Origin of the sequence: Streptomyces triculaminicus, from assembly GCF_017349075.1 — a bacterium.
In the GTDB taxonomy this organism is placed as follows: domain Bacteria; phylum Actinomycetota; class Actinomycetes; order Streptomycetales; family Streptomycetaceae; genus Streptomyces; species Streptomyces triculaminicus.
Window position 1 is genome coordinate 1,312,452 of the sequence record NZ_JAFMOF010000001.1, and the last position, 18,208, is coordinate 1,330,659.

16 protein-coding genes are annotated in these 18,208 nt (G+C 69.3%); 8 read left to right on the forward strand and 8 right to left on the reverse strand.

What is annotated here, in order from left to right; translation table 11 throughout:
* The first annotated feature begins 45 nt into the window (after positions 1–45).
* A complete protein-coding gene (locus tag J1792_RS06080) occupies positions 46–1,506 on the forward strand; it encodes a CCA tRNA nucleotidyltransferase (protein ID WP_086567642.1) in 1,461 nt (486 codons plus the stop codon).
* 113 nt (positions 1,507–1,619) lie between these two features.
* Here J1792_RS06080 and J1792_RS06085 read toward each other — a convergent pair whose 3' ends face one another.
* The 4 genes from J1792_RS06085 to J1792_RS06100 all read right to left on the reverse strand — a co-directional run bounded on the left by J1792_RS06085 (position 1,620) and on the right by J1792_RS06100 (position 5,318).
* Entirely contained in the window at positions 1,620–2,147 is a 528-nt protein-coding gene (locus tag J1792_RS06085) for an LppU/SCO3897 family protein (protein ID WP_207246754.1), read from the reverse strand.
* Positions 2,148–2,256: 109 nt separating this feature from the next.
* On the reverse strand, positions 2,257–3,525 hold the full coding sequence (locus J1792_RS06090) for an MFS transporter (protein WP_207246756.1): 1,269 nt from the start codon (positions 3,523–3,525) through the stop codon (positions 2,257–2,259).
* Between the two features lie 73 nt (positions 3,526–3,598).
* On the reverse strand, positions 3,599–4,681 hold the full coding sequence (locus J1792_RS06095) for an inositol-3-phosphate synthase (protein ID WP_207246763.1): 1,083 nt from the start codon (positions 4,679–4,681) through the stop codon (positions 3,599–3,601).
* A 49-nt stretch (positions 4,682–4,730) separates the two neighbouring features.
* Positions 4,731–5,318, reverse strand: coding sequence for a PadR family transcriptional regulator (locus J1792_RS06100; RefSeq protein ID WP_086567636.1), 588 nt, complete (start codon positions 5,316–5,318; stop codon positions 4,731–4,733).
* A gap of 430 nt (positions 5,319–5,748) precedes the next feature.
* Between J1792_RS06100 and J1792_RS06105 the strand changes: the two genes are divergently transcribed.
* Both J1792_RS06105 and J1792_RS06110 read left to right on the forward strand, forming a co-directional pair.
* Complete coding sequence (locus J1792_RS06105) at positions 5,749–8,355, forward strand: transglycosylase domain-containing protein (protein ID WP_207246768.1); 2,607 nt, start codon at positions 5,749–5,751, stop codon at positions 8,353–8,355.
* A gap of 129 nt (positions 8,356–8,484) precedes the next feature.
* Complete coding sequence (locus tag J1792_RS06110) at positions 8,485–9,978, forward strand: glycosyltransferase family 87 protein (RefSeq protein WP_086567632.1); 1,494 nt, start codon at positions 8,485–8,487, stop codon at positions 9,976–9,978.
* 37 nt (positions 9,979–10,015) lie between these two features.
* Here J1792_RS06110 and J1792_RS06115 read toward each other — a convergent pair whose 3' ends face one another.
* The 3 genes from J1792_RS06115 to J1792_RS06125 form a co-directional block, all read right to left on the reverse strand.
* Positions 10,016–11,047, reverse strand: coding sequence for an alanine racemase (locus tag J1792_RS06115; protein ID WP_086567631.1), 1,032 nt, complete (start codon positions 11,045–11,047; stop codon positions 10,016–10,018).
* An 84-nt stretch (positions 11,048–11,131) separates the two neighbouring features.
* Positions 11,132–12,250, reverse strand: a complete 1,119-nt coding sequence (locus J1792_RS06120; protein WP_086567629.1) for a lipid II:glycine glycyltransferase FemX — start codon at positions 12,248–12,250, stop codon at positions 11,132–11,134.
* Positions 12,251–12,351: 101 nt separating this feature from the next.
* Complete coding sequence (locus tag J1792_RS06125; RefSeq protein WP_086567628.1) at positions 12,352–12,678, reverse strand: hypothetical protein; 327 nt, start codon at positions 12,676–12,678, stop codon at positions 12,352–12,354.
* Positions 12,679–12,951: 273 nt separating this feature from the next.
* Between J1792_RS06125 and rpsF the strand changes: the two genes are divergently transcribed.
* The 4 genes from rpsF to rplI all read left to right on the forward strand — a co-directional run bounded on the left by rpsF (position 12,952) and on the right by rplI (position 14,688).
* Positions 12,952–13,242, forward strand: coding sequence for a 30S ribosomal protein S6 (gene rpsF / locus J1792_RS06130; protein ID WP_006604399.1), 291 nt, complete (start codon positions 12,952–12,954; stop codon positions 13,240–13,242).
* 81 nt (positions 13,243–13,323) lie between these two features.
* Complete coding sequence (locus J1792_RS06135; RefSeq protein WP_086567626.1) at positions 13,324–13,908, forward strand: single-stranded DNA-binding protein; 585 nt, start codon at positions 13,324–13,326, stop codon at positions 13,906–13,908.
* Between the two features lie 78 nt (positions 13,909–13,986).
* The gene (gene rpsR, locus J1792_RS06140; protein ID WP_004950692.1) at positions 13,987–14,223 is read left to right on the forward strand and encodes a 30S ribosomal protein S18; all 237 of its coding nucleotides are present in this window, start codon (positions 13,987–13,989) and stop codon (positions 14,221–14,223) included.
* Between the two features lie 18 nt (positions 14,224–14,241).
* Positions 14,242–14,688: a 50S ribosomal protein L9 gene (rplI, locus tag J1792_RS06145; protein WP_086567625.1), complete on the forward strand. Its 447-nt coding sequence runs from the start codon at positions 14,242–14,244 to the stop codon at positions 14,686–14,688.
* 151 nt (positions 14,689–14,839) lie between these two features.
* On the opposite strand, the gene J1792_RS06150 is transcribed toward rplI, so the two are convergent.
* Positions 14,840–16,180 carry an MATE family efflux transporter gene (locus tag J1792_RS06150; protein ID WP_207246770.1) on the reverse strand — a complete coding sequence of 447 codons (1,341 nt, stop codon included), beginning with the start codon at positions 16,178–16,180 and terminating at the stop codon, positions 14,840–14,842.
* A 516-nt stretch (positions 16,181–16,696) separates the two neighbouring features.
* Between J1792_RS06150 and dnaB the strand changes: the two genes are divergently transcribed.
* The gene (gene dnaB / locus J1792_RS06155) at positions 16,697–18,178 is read left to right on the forward strand and encodes a replicative DNA helicase (protein ID WP_086568403.1); all 1,482 of its coding nucleotides are present in this window, start codon (positions 16,697–16,699) and stop codon (positions 18,176–18,178) included.
* Positions 18,179–18,208 lie beyond the last annotated feature (30 nt).

Consider the following 18,208-nt stretch of genomic DNA (forward strand, 5'->3'; position numbering starts at 1 on the left):
TAACGAGGAGGCCGTCACGCGCGCGGACACGTACCCTCTTCTGTTGTGCCGAACGCCAACAATGACAGCCATACCCCGCCGTCGACGAACGAGCTCAGCCAGGCGCAGCGCCGTGCCGTGAGCGAGCTTCTGCGGGTGTCTCCCGTAGCCGACGACCTCGCCCGCCGATTCCAGGCGGCCGGATTCACGCTCGCCCTGGTCGGCGGCTCGGTACGGGATGCGCTGCTCGGCCGTCTCGGCAACGACCTGGACTTCACCACGGACGCCCGCCCGGAGGACGTGCTGAAGATCGTCCGTCCGTGGGCGGACGCGGTCTGGGAGGTCGGCATCGCCTTCGGCACGGTCGGCTGCCGTAAATCGGACTTTGAGATTGAAGTCACGACATACCGGTCGGAAGCGTACGACCGGACCTCGCGGAAGCCTGAGGTCTCCTACGGCGACTCCATCGAGGAGGACCTGGTCCGCCGTGACTTCACCGTCAACGCGATGGCCGTCGCGCTGCCGGAGAAGGAGTTCATCGACCCGCACAACGGCCTCGAGGACCTGGCCGCGCGCGTGCTGCGCACGCCCGGTACCCCCGAGGAGTCCTTCTCGGACGACCCGCTGCGCATGATGCGTGCCGCGCGCTTCGCCGCGCAGCTGGACTTCACGGTCGCCCCCGAGGTCATCACCGCGATGACCGAGATGTCCGACCGCCTCGAGATCGTCTCGGCCGAGCGGGTCCGGGACGAGCTGAACAAGCTGATCCTCTCCAGCCACCCCCGCGAGGGCCTCAAGCTCCTCGTCGACACCGGCCTCGCCCGCCTGGTCATGCCGGAGCTGCCCGCCCTGCGCCTGGAGCGGGACGAGCACCACCGGCACAAGGACGTGTACGAGCACACCCTGACCGTCCTCGAGCAGGCCATGGACCTGGAGGAGAACGGCCCGGACCTGGTGCTGCGGCTCGCGGCCCTGCTGCACGACATCGGCAAGCCGAGGACGCGACGCTTCGAGAAGGACGGCCGCGTCTCCTTCCACCACCACGAGGTGGTGGGCGCCAAGATGACCAAGGCGCGGATGACCAAGCTCAAGTACTCCAACGACCTGGTCAAGGACGTCTCGAAGCTGGTCGAGCTGCACCTGCGCTTCCACGGCTACGGCACCGGCGAGTGGACCGACTCGGCCGTGCGCCGCTATGTGCGCGACTCCGGCCCGCTGCTGGACCGGCTGCACAAGCTCACCCGCTCCGACTGCACGACGCGCAACAAGCGCAAGGCCAACGCGCTCTCCCGCGCCTACGACGGGCTCGAGGAGCGCATCGCACGGCTGCAGGAGCAGGAGGAGCTGGACGCGATCCGGCCCGACCTGGACGGCAACGAGATCATGGAGATCCTGGGCATCGGCCCGGGCCCGGAGATCGGCAAGGCCTACCGGCAGATGCTGGAGCTGCGCCTGGAGCACGGCCCGATGGAGCGGGAGGCCGCCGTCGCCGCGCTCAAGGAGTGGTGGGCGACCCAGCAGGGCTGATCGTGCTTCCCGGTCATGTTTCACGTGAAACATGACCCGCTGCGGACATGACGAGGGCCGGTGTTTCACGTGAAACACCGGCCCTCGTCGTATGCCGGGGAGGTTCGGCAGCGCTACTTGTTCTTCGCCAGGCAGAGCACGAAGGAGTCGCTGCGCTCCTTCCAGGTCACGGCCGCGACCGTGCCCTCGACGTTCTCGCACGCCGTGTAGGCGGAGGACGTGCCCTTGACCTTCTTCAGCACCTTGTGGGTGGCGTTGGAGGCCGAGCAGTCGCGCTGCTCGATGTTCGGCTTGTAGCTGGAGCCGGTGTTCTCCAGGCACTGGCCGACCGACAGCGTCTTGACGTCGTCCTTGCCGAAGAGCCAGGCGGCCCCCGCCACGATCAGGCCGAGGATCGGCAGGACGATGTTCCGGAGGATCTTGATGACCGAGCGCTTCGGACGGGCCGGCGGCGGCACCGGCGCCCCCGGGAAGCCGCCGGGCTGGCCGTAGGGGGCGGCGGGCGCCTGGCCGTAGGGCGGCATCGGGGGCTGCTGGCCGTACGGGCCGGGCTGCTGGCCGTACGGGGCCGGCGGCTGCTGGCCGTAGGGGTGGCCGCCCTGCGGGGCGTGCGGGTAGGGCTGGGGCGGCGGAGTGGTCACGGGGAATCCTTCGGAAGGCGAGATCCGGTCGCTGAACGCAGCCCGTAAGTTATCCGGTGTCCATGACATTTCTGCAGCTCACAGCGATCCTGTGGCCTTGATGTGACACTTACCGGCGTCGGAAAGCGGCCATAGCGGCGGCAATCGCCGCATAGATCACGGCGATGGTGAGGATCAGTACGGACGACCTTCCGTCCGGCGGCAGCATCAGCGCGGCGACCGCCGCCGCACCGACGAAGGCGACGTTGAACGCGACGTCGTAGAGCGAGAAGATCCGGCCCCGGAAGGCGTCGTCGACCGAGGACTGGATCACCGTGTCGGTCGTGATCTTGGCGCTCTGGGTGATGATGCCCAGGATGAAGGCCGCGACGAGCATCGGGGCCGGGGCGAAGGGGAGACCGAGGGCGGGCTCGAGAACCGCCGCCGCCGCGGCGCAGAAGGTCATCCAGCCCAGGCGGCCCAGCCGGGAGACCGCCCAGGGCGTGATGAGGGCCGCGGTGAGGAATCCCGCGCCCGAGGCGGCGACGGCGTAGCCCAGCAGGGCCAGCCCTTCGGCTTCGTTGTCCGCCCAGGCGTAGCGACACAGCATCAGCAGCGTGACCGTCAGCGCGCCGTAGCAGAAGCGCATCAGCGTCATCGCGGCCAGCGCACCGGCGGCGAGGCGGCGTTCGGCCAGGTGGCGCAGTCCGGCGGCGAGGCCGCGGAGGGTGAGCGTCAAAGCGGTGCGCAGCCGTGTCCGGGACACCGCGGCGTCCGGTCCGAGGAGTCCGATGGGCATGCGCAGCGCGCACAGGCCGGCGCACAGGTACAGCGCGGCCCCGAGCAGGACGACCCCGGCGTCGGTCGTGGCGCTGTCGGACCCGGCCAGGCGCACCGCGAAGGCGAGCCCGCCGCCCGCGGTGGCGGCGAGGGTGCCGGCGGTCGGGGAGAGGGAGTTGGCCATGACCAGGCGCTCGGGCGAGTCGACGACGCGGGGCAGGGCGGCCGAGAGCCCGGCGAGGACGAAGCGGTTGACGGCGGTCACCGACAGCGCGGAGGCGTAGAAGAGCCAGTCGGGGACGTGGACGACGACGAGCAGCGCGGTCCCGGTGGCCAGGGCGGCCCGCATCAGGTTGCCGTACAGCAGCACCTGACGGCGGCTGAAGCGGTCGAGCAGGACGCCGGCGAAGGGGCCGAGGAGCGAGTAGGGCAGGAGCAGGACGGCCATGGCGGAGGCGATGGCGGCGGGGGAGGTCTGCTTCTCGGGGGAGAAGACGACGTGGGTGGCGAGGGCGACCTGGTAGACGCCGTCGGCGGCCTGGGAGAGCAGCCGGACTGCCAGCAGGTGGCGGAAATCGCGCAGATGCAGCAGGACGCGAAGATCACGCACAACAGGCATGTTCCCCAGCCTCACACAACACACAGGCCCCTGGGTGTATTACCCAGGGGCCTGTGATCAGGGAAGCCGGCGCTTAGCGCTCGACCTCGCCCTTGATGAACTTCTCGACGTTCTCGCGGGCCTCGTCGTCGAAGTACTGCACCGGCGGGGACTTCATGAAGTACGAGGAGGCGGAGAGGATCGGGCCGCCGATGCCGCGGTCCTTGGCGATCTTCGCGGCGCGCACGGCGTCGATGATGACACCGGCGGAGTTCGGGGAGTCCCAGACCTCGAGCTTGTACTCCAGGTTCAGCGGGACGTCGCCGAAGGCACGGCCCTCGAGGCGGACGTACGCCCACTTGCGGTCGTCCAGCCAGGCCACGTAGTCCGACGGACCGATGTGGACGTTCTTCTCGCCCATGTCGCGGTCGGGGATCTGGGAGGTGACGGCCTGCGTCTTGGAGATCTTCTTGGACTCCAGGCGCTCGCGCTCGAGCATGTTCTTGAAGTCCATGTTGCCGCCGACGTTCAGCTGCATCGTGCGGTCCAGGACGACGCCCCGGTCCTCGAAGAGCTTGGCCATGACGCGGTGCGTGATGGTGGCGCCGACCTGCGACTTGATGTCGTCACCGACGATCGGGACGCCGGCCTCGGTGAACTTGTCCGCCCACTCCTTGGTGCCGGCGATGAACACCGGGAGGGCGTTGACGAAGGCGACCTTGGCGTCGATGGCGCACTGCGCGTAGTACTTGGCGGCGTCCTCGGAGCCCACCGGCAGGTAGCAGACCAGAACGTCGACCTGCTTGTCCTTGAGGACCTGGACGATGTCGACAGGGGCCTCGGGGGACTCCTCGATGGTCTGGCGGTAGTACAGGCCCAGGCCGTCGAGGGTGTGGCCGCGCTGGACCGTGACACCGGACTGCGGAACGTCGCAGATCTTGATGGTGTTGTTCTCGCTGGCACAGATGGCGTCCGCGAGGTCGAGGCCGACCTTCTTCGCGTCCACGTCGAAGGCGGCGACGAACTCGACGTCACGCACGTGGTAGTCGCCGAACTGCACGTGCATCAGACCCGGCACGCGGCCCTTCGGGTCGGCGTCCTTGTAGTACTCGACGCCCTGCACCAGCGAGGCGGCGCAGTTGCCCACGCCGACGATCGCTACGCGAACCGAACCCATTCCGGTTGCTCCCTGTTTGTACTCGACGAAGCTCTGCGGAGTGCAGAGCTCACTGGTCCGGGCCGTTGCGCTTGTCACGCCCGGCCCGCTCGCTCTCGATCAGCTCGTTCAGCCAGCGGACCTCTCGCTCCACGGACTCCATGCCGTGTCGCTGAAGTTCGAGGGTGTAGTCGTCCAGCCGCTCCCGGGTGCGGGCGAGGGAGGCGCGCATCTTCTCCAGACGCTCCTCCAGACGGCTGCGGCGGCCTTCCAGCACCCGCATCCGTACATCCCGCGAGGTCTGTCCGAAGAACGCGAAGCGGGCGGCGAAGTGCTCGTCCTCCCACGCGTCCGGACCGGTGTGGGCGAGCAGCTCCTCGAAGTGCTCCTTGCCCTCTGCCGTGAGGCGGTAGACGATCTTCGCCCGCCGTCCGGCCAGCGACGCCGCACGGGCGTCCTCCGGAGCGCTCCCGGGCTCCTCGACCAGCCAGCCGCTCGCCACAAGGGACTTCAGGCAGGGGTAGAGGGTGCCGTAGCTGAACGCACGGAACACCCCGAGTGAGGTGTTCAGGCGCTTCCGCAGCTCGTAGCCGTGCATCGGGGACTCGCGGAGCAGGCCGAGGACGGCGAACTCGAGGATGCCGGAGCGTCTGCTCATGTTTCGCCTCCTTGTCCCCCACAGCCTAGTCCTTGTGATCCCTAATCCTTATTGGTCCCTTATGCCGACTTGATGTGCCGACCGGGTGTTCCGAGCTGATGTGCCGAGCTGATGTATCGACTCGATACATCCAGACGATAGAACGAGCGTCCTGCGGCGACAAGAGGGGGCACGGTGAACGAGGTCACATCACCGATTCGTGGGACACAACAGGCCTGATTTGGAGTGAACATCCCCAGTGGGCTGGATTTGGCCGTGCGTAGTCTGTGCGCCATGCAGACCAACGGGAACCGGGTGACGTCGCCAGACGTCCTCGTCCCGTATGCAGTGCGGCCCGTCGTTTTGGGGGACAGCCGGATCGCACATCGGGGGGAATGCAAGCCACCTGCCGCTGTCAGGCGATAGCGCCTGCCCGAGGAGTAATCGTTCGATGAGCGAGCACCGCCGCAAGCCGCCACCGCCCGAGGGCGGGGGACGAGGCTCGGCCCGTCGCGCGGCCCAGCCGCCGACATCCGGCCGTCGCGTCACACCAGCCAGCAACTCCGCAGGTCCCGGGAACGGGCGCGGAGAGGATCCCCGGTCCGCCGGGCGGACGGGCGCGCGCCGCGTGCCCCAGCGCGGCGATGCCGCGGCCGGCGGGCGCAGACGTTCCCCGGACGCGGGGCGGGGCCGCAGGGACGGCGGACGCCCCCCTGTGAAGCGCTTCATCGACTATCCGCGCGCGGGCAAGACCGGGGCGCGGCGCTGGCTGCCGTCCTGGAAGCTCATGGCGGGCCTGATCGTCACCACGGTCGGCCTGGTGGTCGGCATCGTCGGCGTGGCCCTGGCGCTGGTGCAGGTGCCCAGCGCCCAGAAGGCCTCGGCCGTCCAGAAGAACGTCTACTACTGGGCCGACGGCAAGCAGATGGTCGTCGCCGGCGGCGGCAGTCTCAACCGGCAGATCGTGCCCATCGCACAGATCCCCCTGTCGATGCGGAACGCGGTGATCTCCGCGGAGAACGCCAGCTTCGAGAAGGACTGGGGCGTCGACCCGATGGGCATCGCGCGCGCCGTCGTGAAGATGGCGCAGGGCGGTGAGACGCAGAGCGGCTCGACGATCACGCAGCAGTTCGTGAAGAACACCTACCTGAGCCAGGAGCAGACGCTCAAGCGCAAGGCCACCGAGCTGCTCATCTCGGTGAAGGTGGGTGCCACCAAGGACAAGGACTTCATCCTGGCGGGGTATCTCAACACCGCCTACTACGGACGTGGCGCGTACGGCATCCAGGCCGCGGCGCGGGCGTACTTCGACAAGGACTGCGCCGACCTGACGCCCAGCGAGAGCGCGTTCCTGTCGGCCACGCTGAACGGTCCGAACCTCTACGACCCGTACGGCGGCCAGGGCCCGGCGGCCACGCCCGAGAAGAACACCAAGCGGGCCACCGACCGCTGGAAGTGGACGCTGGACCGCGAGGTCCAGGTCGGCCGCATGCAGGGTCTCGAGCGCGACAAGTGGGTCGCGCAGGGCTTCCCGAAGGTGCAGAAGCCGAAGCCCGCGACCAACAAAACCGGGCAGATCGGCTACCTGACCGACCTCGCCGACAACTACATCGTGGCCCACTCCCGGCTCAGCAAGGCGGAGCTGGACAAGGGCGGCTACCAGATCTACACCACCTTCGACCGGGACAAGGTCAACGCGCTGGCGAAGTCGGTCGATGAGGTGCGCAAGGCGAACATCAAGCCGAAGGCGCGCGAGGTCGACCAGTTCGTGCAGTTCGGCGGGGCGTCGGTGGAGCCCAAGACCGGCAAGATCGTGGCCATCTACGGTGGCGAGAACGCGCTGGAGCACTTCACCAACAACGCCGACTACACCGGTGTGCAGGTGGGCTCGACCTTCAAGCCCTTCGTCCTGGCCGCCGCGATGACGCACGGCAAGCGCAACCCGGGGCTCGGCCCGCAGCAGAGCGACAGCCAGCGCACGATCGTCTCGCCGGAGAGCGTCTACAACGGCAACAACAAGCTGACCCTGCGGGAGTACAACGGCCGGGTCTGGCACGACCAGAACGGCGGGGAGTGGCGCCAGCCGAACGACGGTGACGAGGACAAGGGCCTGGTCACCCTGCGCACCGCCATGCAGTTCTCGGTCAACACGCCCTTCATCCAGCTGGGCATGGACGTCGGCACCGACCTGGTGCAGGAGGCCGCCCTCAAGGCGGGCCTGGACAAGGACCAGCTGTCCTCGCTGACGCCCACCTTCTCCCTGGGCACCTCCGCGCCCAGCGCGATCCGCCTGGCGGGCGCGTACGGCACGTTCGCGGCCAACGGCAAGCAGACCGACCCCTACTCGGTCGAGAAGGTCGAGAAGAACGGCCGGCCCGCCTACGAGCACGAGAAGAAGAGCGCCCAGGCCTTCGACTCGAACGTGGCCAACAACGTCACCGACGTGCTGAAGACCGTCGTGGAGTCGGGCACCGGCACCGCCGCGAAGCTCGGCGACCGCCCGGTGGCGGGCAAGACGGGTACGACCGACGGCAACCGCTCGGCCTGGTTCGCGGGCTACACCCCGCAGCTGTCGACGGCGATCGGCATGTACCGCGTCGACCCCAACGCCAAGAAGCAGGAGTTCCTTTCGATGCGCGGTGTGGGCGGCCAGCCCACCATCCACGGTGCGTCGTTCCCGGCGGAGATCTGGGCCGACTACATGGGTAAGGCGCTCAAGGGCCAGCCCGTCCTGCAGTTCGACGCGCCGCAGGCGATCGGCGAGAAGGTCTACGGGGACGGCGCCAGCCCCTCCCCCAGCCCGATGCCGTCGACGTCGCCCTCGGTCACGCCGTCCCCGTCGGCGTCGTCCTCGCCGTCCAAGCACCCGTCCAGCTCGCCCTCCCCGAAGCAGTCCTGCAACCCGTTCGACCCCAAGTGCAAGCCGGGCGGCAACGGCGGCGGCGGAGGGAAGCACGGTGGCACCAGCAGCGGCGCGGGCGGCGGCGGAGGATCGCCGTCACCGGATCCGACCGGGCGCCAGCCGGACGGAGGACTGTTCGGCGGCCCCGGCGGCTGATCATCCTATGAATCCGTCATACCCCTGCTGAGCAGGTCTTTTCGAGGGCCGTCCCGCGTTCGCGCGGGGCGGCCCTCGAGTTGTCCACAGGTTCCGCCGGGTCGCGGACCGGTACGGCAGGATGTGGGCATGAGGAGCGCGCGGGACGACCAGCTTGTACGGCCCACCGTCGAGGACGAGGTGGCCGCCGCCGGCAGCGAGCTCATCGGCGGGCCGGTGGGGCGGCGGGCGCTGATCGGCGTGAACTGGTGGACGCCGGTGCGGGTGATCGCGCTGGTGGCCATCGGGATGTTCGCGCTGGGAATGGTGCAGAAGCTGCCGTGCTACGACCACGGCTGGTTCTTCGGCGCCACCACGCAGTACACCCACGCCTGCTATTCCGACATCCCGCATCTGTACAGCGGGCGCGGCTTCGACGAGGGCCTGCTGCCGTACTTCGACCGCATTCCGCAGTCGCTCTCCGGCGGCATGGACTATCTGGAGTACCCGGTCCTCACGGGGCTGTTCATGGAGATCGCGGCGCTGCTCACGCCGGGTGGCGGCACCCTCCAGGACCGCGAGCGGATGTACTGGTTCATCAACGCCGGGATGCTGCTGGCCTGTACGGCCGTCATCGCGGTGTGCGCGGCCCGTACGCACCGGCGCCGGCCCTGGGACGCGCTGCTGATCGCCCTGGCCCCGGCCTTCGCGCTGACCGCCACCATCAACTGGGACCTCTTCGCGGTGGCCCTCACCGCCGCGGCGATGCTGATGTGGTCACGCGGCCGGGCGGTCGCGGCCGGTGTGCTGATCGGCCTGGCGGCCGCGGCGAAGCTGTACCCGGCGCTGCTGCTGGGACCGCTCCTGGTGCTGTGCTGGCGGGCCGGCCGGATGCGGGCGTTCCTCGGCGCCGCCGCCGCGGCCGTGGGGGCCTGGCTGGTGGTGAATCTGCCGGTCATGCTCACGTACGACGCCGACGGGTTCCACATCCGCGAGGGCTGGGCGAAGTTCTACACCTTCAGCCAGGACCGGCCGGTGGACTTCGGGTCGGTCTGGCTCTTCATCTCGCAGCGCACCGGCGATCCGCTGAACGACGCCAACGACTACGCGACGCTGCTGATGATCCTGGGCTGCCTGGGCATGGCGGCCCTCGGCCTGTGCGCTCCCCGGCGGCCGCGGTTCGCGCAGCTGGCCTTCCTGGTGGTGGCGCTGTTCATCCTGGTCAACAAGGTCTACTCGCCGCAGTACGTGCTGTGGCTGGTGCCGCTGGCCGCGCTGGCCCGCCCGAAGTGGCGTGACTTCCTGATCTGGCAGGCCTGCGAGGTCATGTACTACCTGGGCATCTGGTTCTACCTGGCGTACACGGGAAGCGGAGACAAGCACCAGGGCCTGCCGCCCGAGGGCTACCAACTCGCGATCATCGTCCACCTGCTGGGCACGCTGTACCTGTGCGCGCTGGTGGTGCGGGACATCCTCAAGCCCGAGCGGGACGTCGTCCGGCGCGACGGCTCGGACGACCCGTCCGGGGGCGTGCTGGACGGGGCTCCCGACATATTCGTCCTCGGCTCCGCGCGCCGCGAACGGCACGCGGAGCTCTCCCAGGGAGCACGCGTCCAGTGGGGCACCGGGAGCCGCGGCCTGTAGGGCCGGCGGCTCCCCGCCCCGAACCACGGGGGTGGGATCAGTGGTCGAGAATGCGGTCGAACTGCGTGGTGGTGTGCCGCAGATGGGCCACCAGCTCGTCTCCGACCTGGGGGGCCGGGGCGTCGTTCGGCACGAAGAGGATGGAGACCTGCATGTGCGGGGGCTCCGCGAACCAGCGCTGCTTGCCGGCCCAGACGAAGGGCGACAGGTTGCGGTTCATGGTCGCCAGCCCCGCGCGGGCGACGCCCTTGGCGCGCGGCATCATGCCGTGCAGCGCCTTGGGCGCCTCCAGCCCGACGCCGTGCGAGGTGCCGCCGGCCACCACGACGAGGTAGCCGTCACCGGCCGCCTTCTGCTGGCGGTAGCCGAAGCGGTCGCCCTTGGAGACGGGCGTGACGTCCAGCACCGCGCCGCGGTAGTGGGTGGCCTCGTGGTCGCCCAGCCACAGCCGGGTGCCGATGCGGGCGCGGAAGCGGGTCTGGGGGAACCGCTGCTGCAGCTCGTGCAGCTCGTCGGCCTTGAGGTGGCTGACGAACATGGTGTGCAGCGGCAGGTGCGCGTTGCGCAGCCGCTCCATCCACGCGGTGATCTCGTCGACGCCGGTGGTGCCGTCGGCGCGGTCCAGCGGCAGGTGTATCGCGAAGCCCTCCAGGCGCACGTCCTCGATGGCCGCGTGCAGCTTGGGCAGGTCCTCCTCGCTGATGCCGTGCCGCTTCATGCTGCTCATGACCTCGATGACGACGCGCGCGCCCACCAGGCCGCGCACGCCCTCCACCGAGGAGACCGAGCGGATGGCCCGGTCCGGCAGCGGGACCGGCTCCTCGCCGAGCCGGAACGGCGTCAGCACCAGCAGGTCACCGCCGAAGTAGTCCTTCATGCGGGCCGCTTCGTAGGTGGTGCCCACGGCGAGGGTGTCGGCTCCCCAGCGCGTCACCTCTTCGGCGAGCCGCTCGTGGCCGAAGCCGTAGCCGTTGCCCTTGCAGACCGGGACGATCCCCGGAAACTGCTGGATCACGGACTGCTGGTGTGCCCGCCAACGCGCGGTGTCGACGTAGAGCGTGAGCGCCATGGCCGGTCCCGGAACCTTTCCCTGTGGCTGCGAAGTGACGTGGTCGTGTGCCCGGCGGAGTCGCTCCGCGGACGGACGGAAGGATCAGCGGCGCGACATGTACATGTCGAGAGCCTTGTGCAGCAGCTTGTTGAGCGGGAAGTCCCACTCGCCGAGGTACTCCGCCGCCTGGCCGCCGGTGCCGACCTTGAACTGGATGAGGCCGAAGAGGTGGTCGTTCTCGTCGAGCGAGTCGCCGATGCCCCGCAGGTCGTAGACGCTGGCGCCCAGCGCGTAGGCGTCGCGCAGCATCCGCCACTGCATGGCGTTCGACGGCCGGACCTCGCGCTTGTGGTTGGCCGAGGCGCCGTAGGAGTACCAGACGTGCCCGCCGACGATCAGCATGGTCGCGGCGGCGACGGCCTCGCCCTCGTGCACGGCGAAGTACAGCCGCATGCGGTTGGGGTCCTCGGAGTTGAGGGCCGTCCACATGCGCTGGAAGTAGCTCAGCGGGCGCGGGCGGAACTTGTCGCGCTCGGCGGTGATCTCGTACAGGTGCTGCCAGGTCGGCAGGTCCTCGTAGCCGCCCTGGACGACCTCGACGCCGGCCTTCTCGGCCTTCTTGATGTTGCGGCGCCACAGCTGGTTGAAGCCCTTGTGGACGTCCTCCAGGGAACGGTTCTCCAGCGGCACCTGGAAGACGTAGCGGGGCTGGACGTCGCCGAAGCCGGCGCCTTCCTCCTCGCCCTGCTGCCAGCCCATCCGGCGCAGCTGGTCGGCCACCTCGAATGCGCGCGGCTCGATGAAGGTCGCCTCGACGTCGCGCAGGCGCTTGACGTCGGGGTCGGCGATGCCGGTCTTGATCGCGTTGGCGTCCCAGCGCCGGATGACGACCGGCGGGCCCATCTTCACGGAGAAGGCGCCCTGCTGCTTGAGGTGGGCCAGCATCGGCTGCAGCCAGTCGCTCAGGTTCGGCGAGAACCAGTTGATGACCGGGCCCTCGGGCAGGTAGGCCAGGTAACGCTTGATCTTGGGCAGCTGGCGGTAGAGCACCAGACCGGCGCCCACCATCTGGCCGGTCTTGTCGAACCAGCCCAGGTTCTCCGAGCGCCACTCGCTCTTGACGTCCGCCCACCCCGGGACCTGCATGTGACTCGCCGCGGGCAGGCTCTGGATGTAAGCCAGATGCTGCTCTCGGCTGATTGTCCTCAGGGTCAGACTCATGCGGGGCGCTCCTCGGCAGGTGTGTCCCCATGGTCGGGGCTCCGGCTCTCGCGCCGAAGCCTACTGCGACAGGGGAGCGCCCCGATCGGGCGTACGGCCCGCTATCCGATCACACCCCCGAAGAGCCCCCCGTGCGCCATGCCCAGAAAGAAGCCAAAAGCGGACGCTCCTAGTCCGATGATCAGCAGGAATCGCTCGCCGGTGGTGGCGGAGATGAACTGTCCCCAGGCCCCGGTGAGGATGCCCGCCAGCCCGCTCCAGGAGCTGAGCAGGTGCAGCCCGGTCCACAGGGACGAGATGGCGGCGAGCGCACCGAGGACCACCGTCACGGCGGCGAGGGTGTTCTCGACGGGGTGGGACCTTCCGTCGCTGTTGAGGACCGCGAGCAGGCCGCGGGATCCATGGGGCTGCCGAACCGCCTGTGTCATGGGGCCACCTCCTGATGGCGAGCGCGATGTAGCGCCGGTCACACACGATGCGTCCAGATTGGGGGGCCCGGAGGACCGATTTCAACCCGGCGCCCGTGAGCGGGTACTCTGTACGGTCTGCACCGGTGTCTGCCCGGACCCAGCTTCGGTCCCAGGGGCAACCCAGGGACTTTCCGCTGATTGTCAGTGTCCGCCGATACCGTTGTTCACGCATCACGACCCTCCTGCCACGGATCGACCGTGGCCGCTGAGTCCAAAGGAGGTGGGTTCCACATGCGTCACTACGAGGTGATGGTCATCCTCGACCCCGATCTCGAGGAGCGCGCTGTCTCCCCGCTGATCGAGAACTTCCTCTCCGTCGTCCGTGAGGGCAACGGAAAGGTCGAGAAGGTCGACACCTGGGGCCGTCGTCGTCTCTCGTACGAGATCAAGAAGAAGCCCGAGGGCATCTACTCGGTCATCGACCTGCAGGCCGAGCCTGCGGTCGTCAAGGAGCTCGACCGCCAGATGAACCTGAACGAGTCGGTCCTCCGGACCAAGGTCCTTCGTCCCGAGACCCACTGAACCCCAGCGGTTCAGAGGTAATCGGGCTGCATCTCCACGAGTAGCAAGCAGCCAGCAGCACACCCGCCGAGAGGTTCATCCATGGCAGGCGAGACCGTCATCACGGTCGTCGGCAATCTCGTCGACGACCCCGAGCTGCGCTTCACCCCGTCCGGTGCGGCGGTCGCGAAGTTCCGCGTCGCGTCCACTCCCCGCACCTTCGACCGCCAGACCAACGAGTGGAAGGACGGCGAGAGCCTCTTCCTCACGTGCTCGGTGTGGCGGCAGGCGGCGGAGAACGTCGCCGAGTCGCTTCAGCGAGGCATGCGCGTCATCGTGCAGGGCCGTCTGAAGCAGCGGTCCTACGAGGACCGTGAGGGCGTCAAGCGCACGGTCTACGAGCTCGACGTCGAAGAGGTCGGCGCCAGCCTGAAGAACGCCACGGCGAAGGTCACCAAGACCGCGGGTCGCGGTGGCCAGGGTGGCTATGGCGGTGGCAGTGGTGGTGGCCAGGGTGGCGGCTGGGGCTCCGGTCCCGGCGGCCAGCAGAGCGGCGGCGGGGCTCCCGCCGACGACCCCTGGGCCACCGGCGCTCCGTCCGGCAACCAGCAGGGCGGCGGCGGAGGCGGCTGGGGCGGCGGCTCCGGCAACTCCGGCGGCGGCTACTCGGACGAGCCGCCCTTCTAGGCCCGTCTCCACGGGCCCGGGCCGCCTGGCGGCCCGAGGGCGACAGCACAAAACTTCTTGATTCACAGGAGAGAGACAATGGCGAAGCCGCCCCCGCGCAAGCCCAAGAAGAAGGTCTGCGCGTTCTGCAAGGACAAGACCGCTTACGTGGACTACAAGGACACGAACATGCTGCGGAAGTTCATTTCCGACCGCGGCAAGATCCGTGCCCGTCGCGTGACCGGCAACTGCACTCAGCACCAGCGTGACGTCGCCACGGCCGTGAAGAACAGCCGTGAGATGGCGCTGCTGCCCTACACCTCGTCCGCGCGATAAGGGAAGGGTGACCAACTAATGAAGATCATCCTCACCCACGAGGTCTCCGGCCTCGGCACCGCCGGTGACGTCGTCGACGTCAAGGACGGTTACGCCCGCAACTACCTGGTCCCGCGCGGTTTCGCGATCCGCTGGACCAAGGGTGGCGAGCAGGACGTCGCTCAGATCCGCCGCGCTCGCAAGATCCGCGAGATCGCGACGATCGAGCAGGCCAACGAGGTCAAGGGTCAGCTCGAGGGCGTCAAGGTCAAGCTTGCCGTCCGCGCCGGCGACGCCGGCCGTCTGTTCGGCTCCGTGACCCAGGCCGACGTCGCTGCCGCGATCAAGGCCGCCGGTGGTCCGAACGTCGACAAGCGTCGCGTCGAGGTCGGTTCGCCGATCAAGACCCTGGGCGCCCACCAGGTGTCCGTGCGTCTGCACGCCGACGTCGTTGCCAAGCTCGGCATCGAGGTCATCGCCGCCTGACGGCTGCGATCAGGCACAGCCTGAAGGAAGGGCCGCACCCCTCGGGGTGCGGCCCTTCCGCTGTTTTTGGCAGGGCCTTGGGCCCCTGTTTGGCCGGGACTTGGGCCCCGTGTTCTTGGCCGGGACTTGGGCCCGCAGCCCGCCGGCGCCCTCAGGCGCGTACGGCTCCCGTCACCAGCCAGCGTCCGGAGCGGGCGCGCAGCCACAGGGTGGCCAGCCGGGCCGTCATCATCAGCGTCATCGCCCACCACAGGGCCGTCAGACCGCCGCCGAGGCCCACGACGAGCACCGCGGCGGGCGCGAAGACCGCCAGGACCGCCAGCATCGCCCAGGCGAGATACGGCCCGTCGCCGGCCCCCATCAGTACCCCGTCCAGGACGAAGACCACGCCCGCCACCGGCTGGCCCACGGCCACGACCAGCAGCGCCGGCAGCAGCGCGTCCCGTACGGCCGGGTCGGAGGTGAACAGCGGGGTGAACGCCGGCCGCGCCGCGATCACCAGAAGCCCCAGCACCACGCCGGAGGCGATGCCCCACTGCACCATGCGGCGGCAGGCGGCCCGGGCCCCTTCCGCGTCGTCGGCGCCCAGGCAGCGCCCTATGATCGCCTGCCCCGCGATCGCGATGGCGTCCAGGGCGTAGGCCAGCAGGCTCCACAGGGTCAGCACGATCTGGTGCGCGGCGATGTCCGTGTCCCCGAGCCGGGCCGCGACCGCCGTGGCGATCAGCATCACGGCGCGCAGCGAGAGCGTACGGACCAGCAGCGGCACGCCGACCTGGGCGCAGGCCCGGATGCCGGCGGCGTCGGGCCGCAGGGAGGCGTCGTACCGTCTCGCTCCCCGGACGACGACGGCGAGGTAGACGGCGGCCATGGCCCACTGGGCGATGACGGTGCCCCAGGCGGAGCCGGCGATCCCCAGGCCGGCGCCGTAGACGAGACCGAGGTTCAGGGCGCCGTTGGCGGCGAAGCCGCCGACGGCGACGTACAGCGGGGTGCGGGTGTCCTGCAGGCCTCGCAGCACGCCGGTGGCGGCCATCACGACGAGCATGGCGGGCACGCCCAGGGAGCTGATCCGCAGGTAGTCCACGGCGTGCGGGGTGGCGGCCGGGGAGGCGCCGAAGACGTCGACGAGGGCGGGGGCGGTGGGGAGCGCGGCGGCCGCGACCGCCGCGCCGAGTATGAGCGCGAGCCATATGCCGTCCAGGCCCTGCCGGATGGCGGCCCGGGTGTCGCCGGCGCCGACCCGGCGGGCGACGCCGGAGGTGGTGGCGTAGGCGAGGAAGACGAAGATCCCGACGGCGCTGGTGAGCAGCGGGGCGGCGATGCCGAAGCCGGCGAGTTCGGGGGTGCCGAGGTGGCCGACGATGGCGCTGTCGGCCATCACGAAGAGGGGTTCGGCGACGAGCGCGCCGAAGGCGGGTACGGCGAGTGCGAGGATCTCGCGGTCGTGATGGCGGGCACTGCGCCGCCGGCGCGCGGGGGCCTGGGTCACGCTGCCGTCCAATCTTCCACAGGTAATCAGCGCATCCAGCTTACGACCCTTACCCGTCTGCGATGTGTGTGATCTTCTCTGCGCCGTTTGTCGCGATCTCCGCCCGGGCGGGAAAGTTTTTCTCCTCAACAGCCGGTGGATGGCAAAGTCGCAGGTCAGAGGGGTGGACGGAGGGCGATTGTGTGTTTGTCCACAGTGCTTTCCCCCGCGCCGTGCACAGTTTGGAGGGGGTTCTCCACAGGCTGGGGCCGCTCATCCACAAGCCCTGTGGATAACCAGATTGGCTGACGGTGCCCGCGGGCCTACCGTGGACCGGCGCCTGCCGTCCGTTCCGGCCCCGTTCACGGTCCCGTCCACGTCCTCGTTCGCGTCTCGTGGACCTTACGGGACCGACACGAACGCACCGCGAAGTCGACGCGGAAGAAGCGGAGTCGGGCGTCTTCATTTGTCAGAGCTGTGCCGTAGGAAAGAGTGGCACGGCGAGGTCCGCGTCGCGGACGGGAGGAGGTGGCCCGGGTGAGTATCCCCGAGCCCATGGACGACCCCTGGGGCGACGGCGGCCCCGGAGACCGGCTCCCCTTCCCCCGCTCCCGTCGCGGCGACGCCAAGGGCCGCGGTGAGCAGCACGACCGCGGCGGCGACGAGGGCGGCTCCTGGGACCGCGGCGGGTCCGGCTTCGAGCGGGTGCCGCCGCAGGACCTCGACGCCGAGCAGTCCGTCCTGGGCGGCATGCTGCTGTCCAAGGACGCCATCGCCGACGTCGTCGAGGTCCTCAAGGGCCAGGACTTCTACCGCCCGGCGCACGAGACGATCTACCAGGCCATCCTCGACCTCTACGCCAAGGGCGAGCCGGCCGACCCGATCACCATCGCCGCCGAGCTCACCAAGCGCGGCGAGATCACCCGCGTCGGCGGCGCCGCGTATCTGCACACCCTGGTGCAGTCCGTCCCGACCGCGGCCAACGCCGAGTACTACGCCGAGATCGTCCACGAGCGCGCGGTGCTGCGCCGCCTGGTCGAGGCGGGCACGCGCATCACCCAGATGGGATACGCGGCCGACGGCGACGTCGACGACATCGTCAACAAGGCCCAGGCCGAGGTCTACGCCGTCACCGAGCAGCGCACGAGCGAGGACTACCTCCCCCTCGGCGACATCATGGAGGGCGCGCTCGACGAGATCGAGGCCATCGGCTCGCGCAGCGGCCAGATGTCGGGTGTGCCCACCGGCTTCACCGACCTGGACGCCCTGACGAACGGCCTGCACCCCGGCCAGATGATCGTCATCGCCGCCCGTCCCGCGATGGGTAAGTCCACGCTCGCGCTGGACTTCGCCCGTGCCTGTTCGATCAAGAACAACCTGCCGAGCGTGATCTTCTCGCTCGAAATGGGCCGCAACGAGATCGCGATGCGCCTGCTGTCCGCCGAGGCCCGGGTGGCCCTGCACCACATGCGCTCCGGCTCCATGACCGACGACGACTGGACCCGGCTGGCCCGCCGCATGCCGGACGTCTCGGCCGCCCCGCTCTACATCGACGACTCGCCCAACCTGTCGATGATGGAGATCCGGGCCAAGTGCCGCCGCCTCAAGCAGCGCGCCGACCTCAAGCTCGTGATCATCGACTATCTCCAGCTGATGCAGTCCGGCGGCAACAAGCGCGCCGAGAGCCGCCAGCAGGAGGTCTCGGACATGTCCCGTAACCTCAAGCTGCTGGCCAAGGAGCTGGAGCTGCCGGTCATCGCGCTGTCGCAGCTGAACCGTGGCCCCGAGCAGCGTACGGACAAGAAGCCGATGGTCTCCGACCTCCGTGAGTCCGGCTCCATCGAGCAGGACGCCGACATGGTCATCCTGCTGCACCGCGAGGACGCCTACGAGAAGGAGTCCCCCCGCGCCGGCGAGGCCGACATCATCGTCGGCAAGCACCGTAACGGCCCCACGGCCACGATCACCGTGGCCTTCCAGGGTCACTACTCGCGCTTCGTGGACATGGCACAGACCTGATCCGCCGGTCTGCAGGGTCTCAGATTTCGC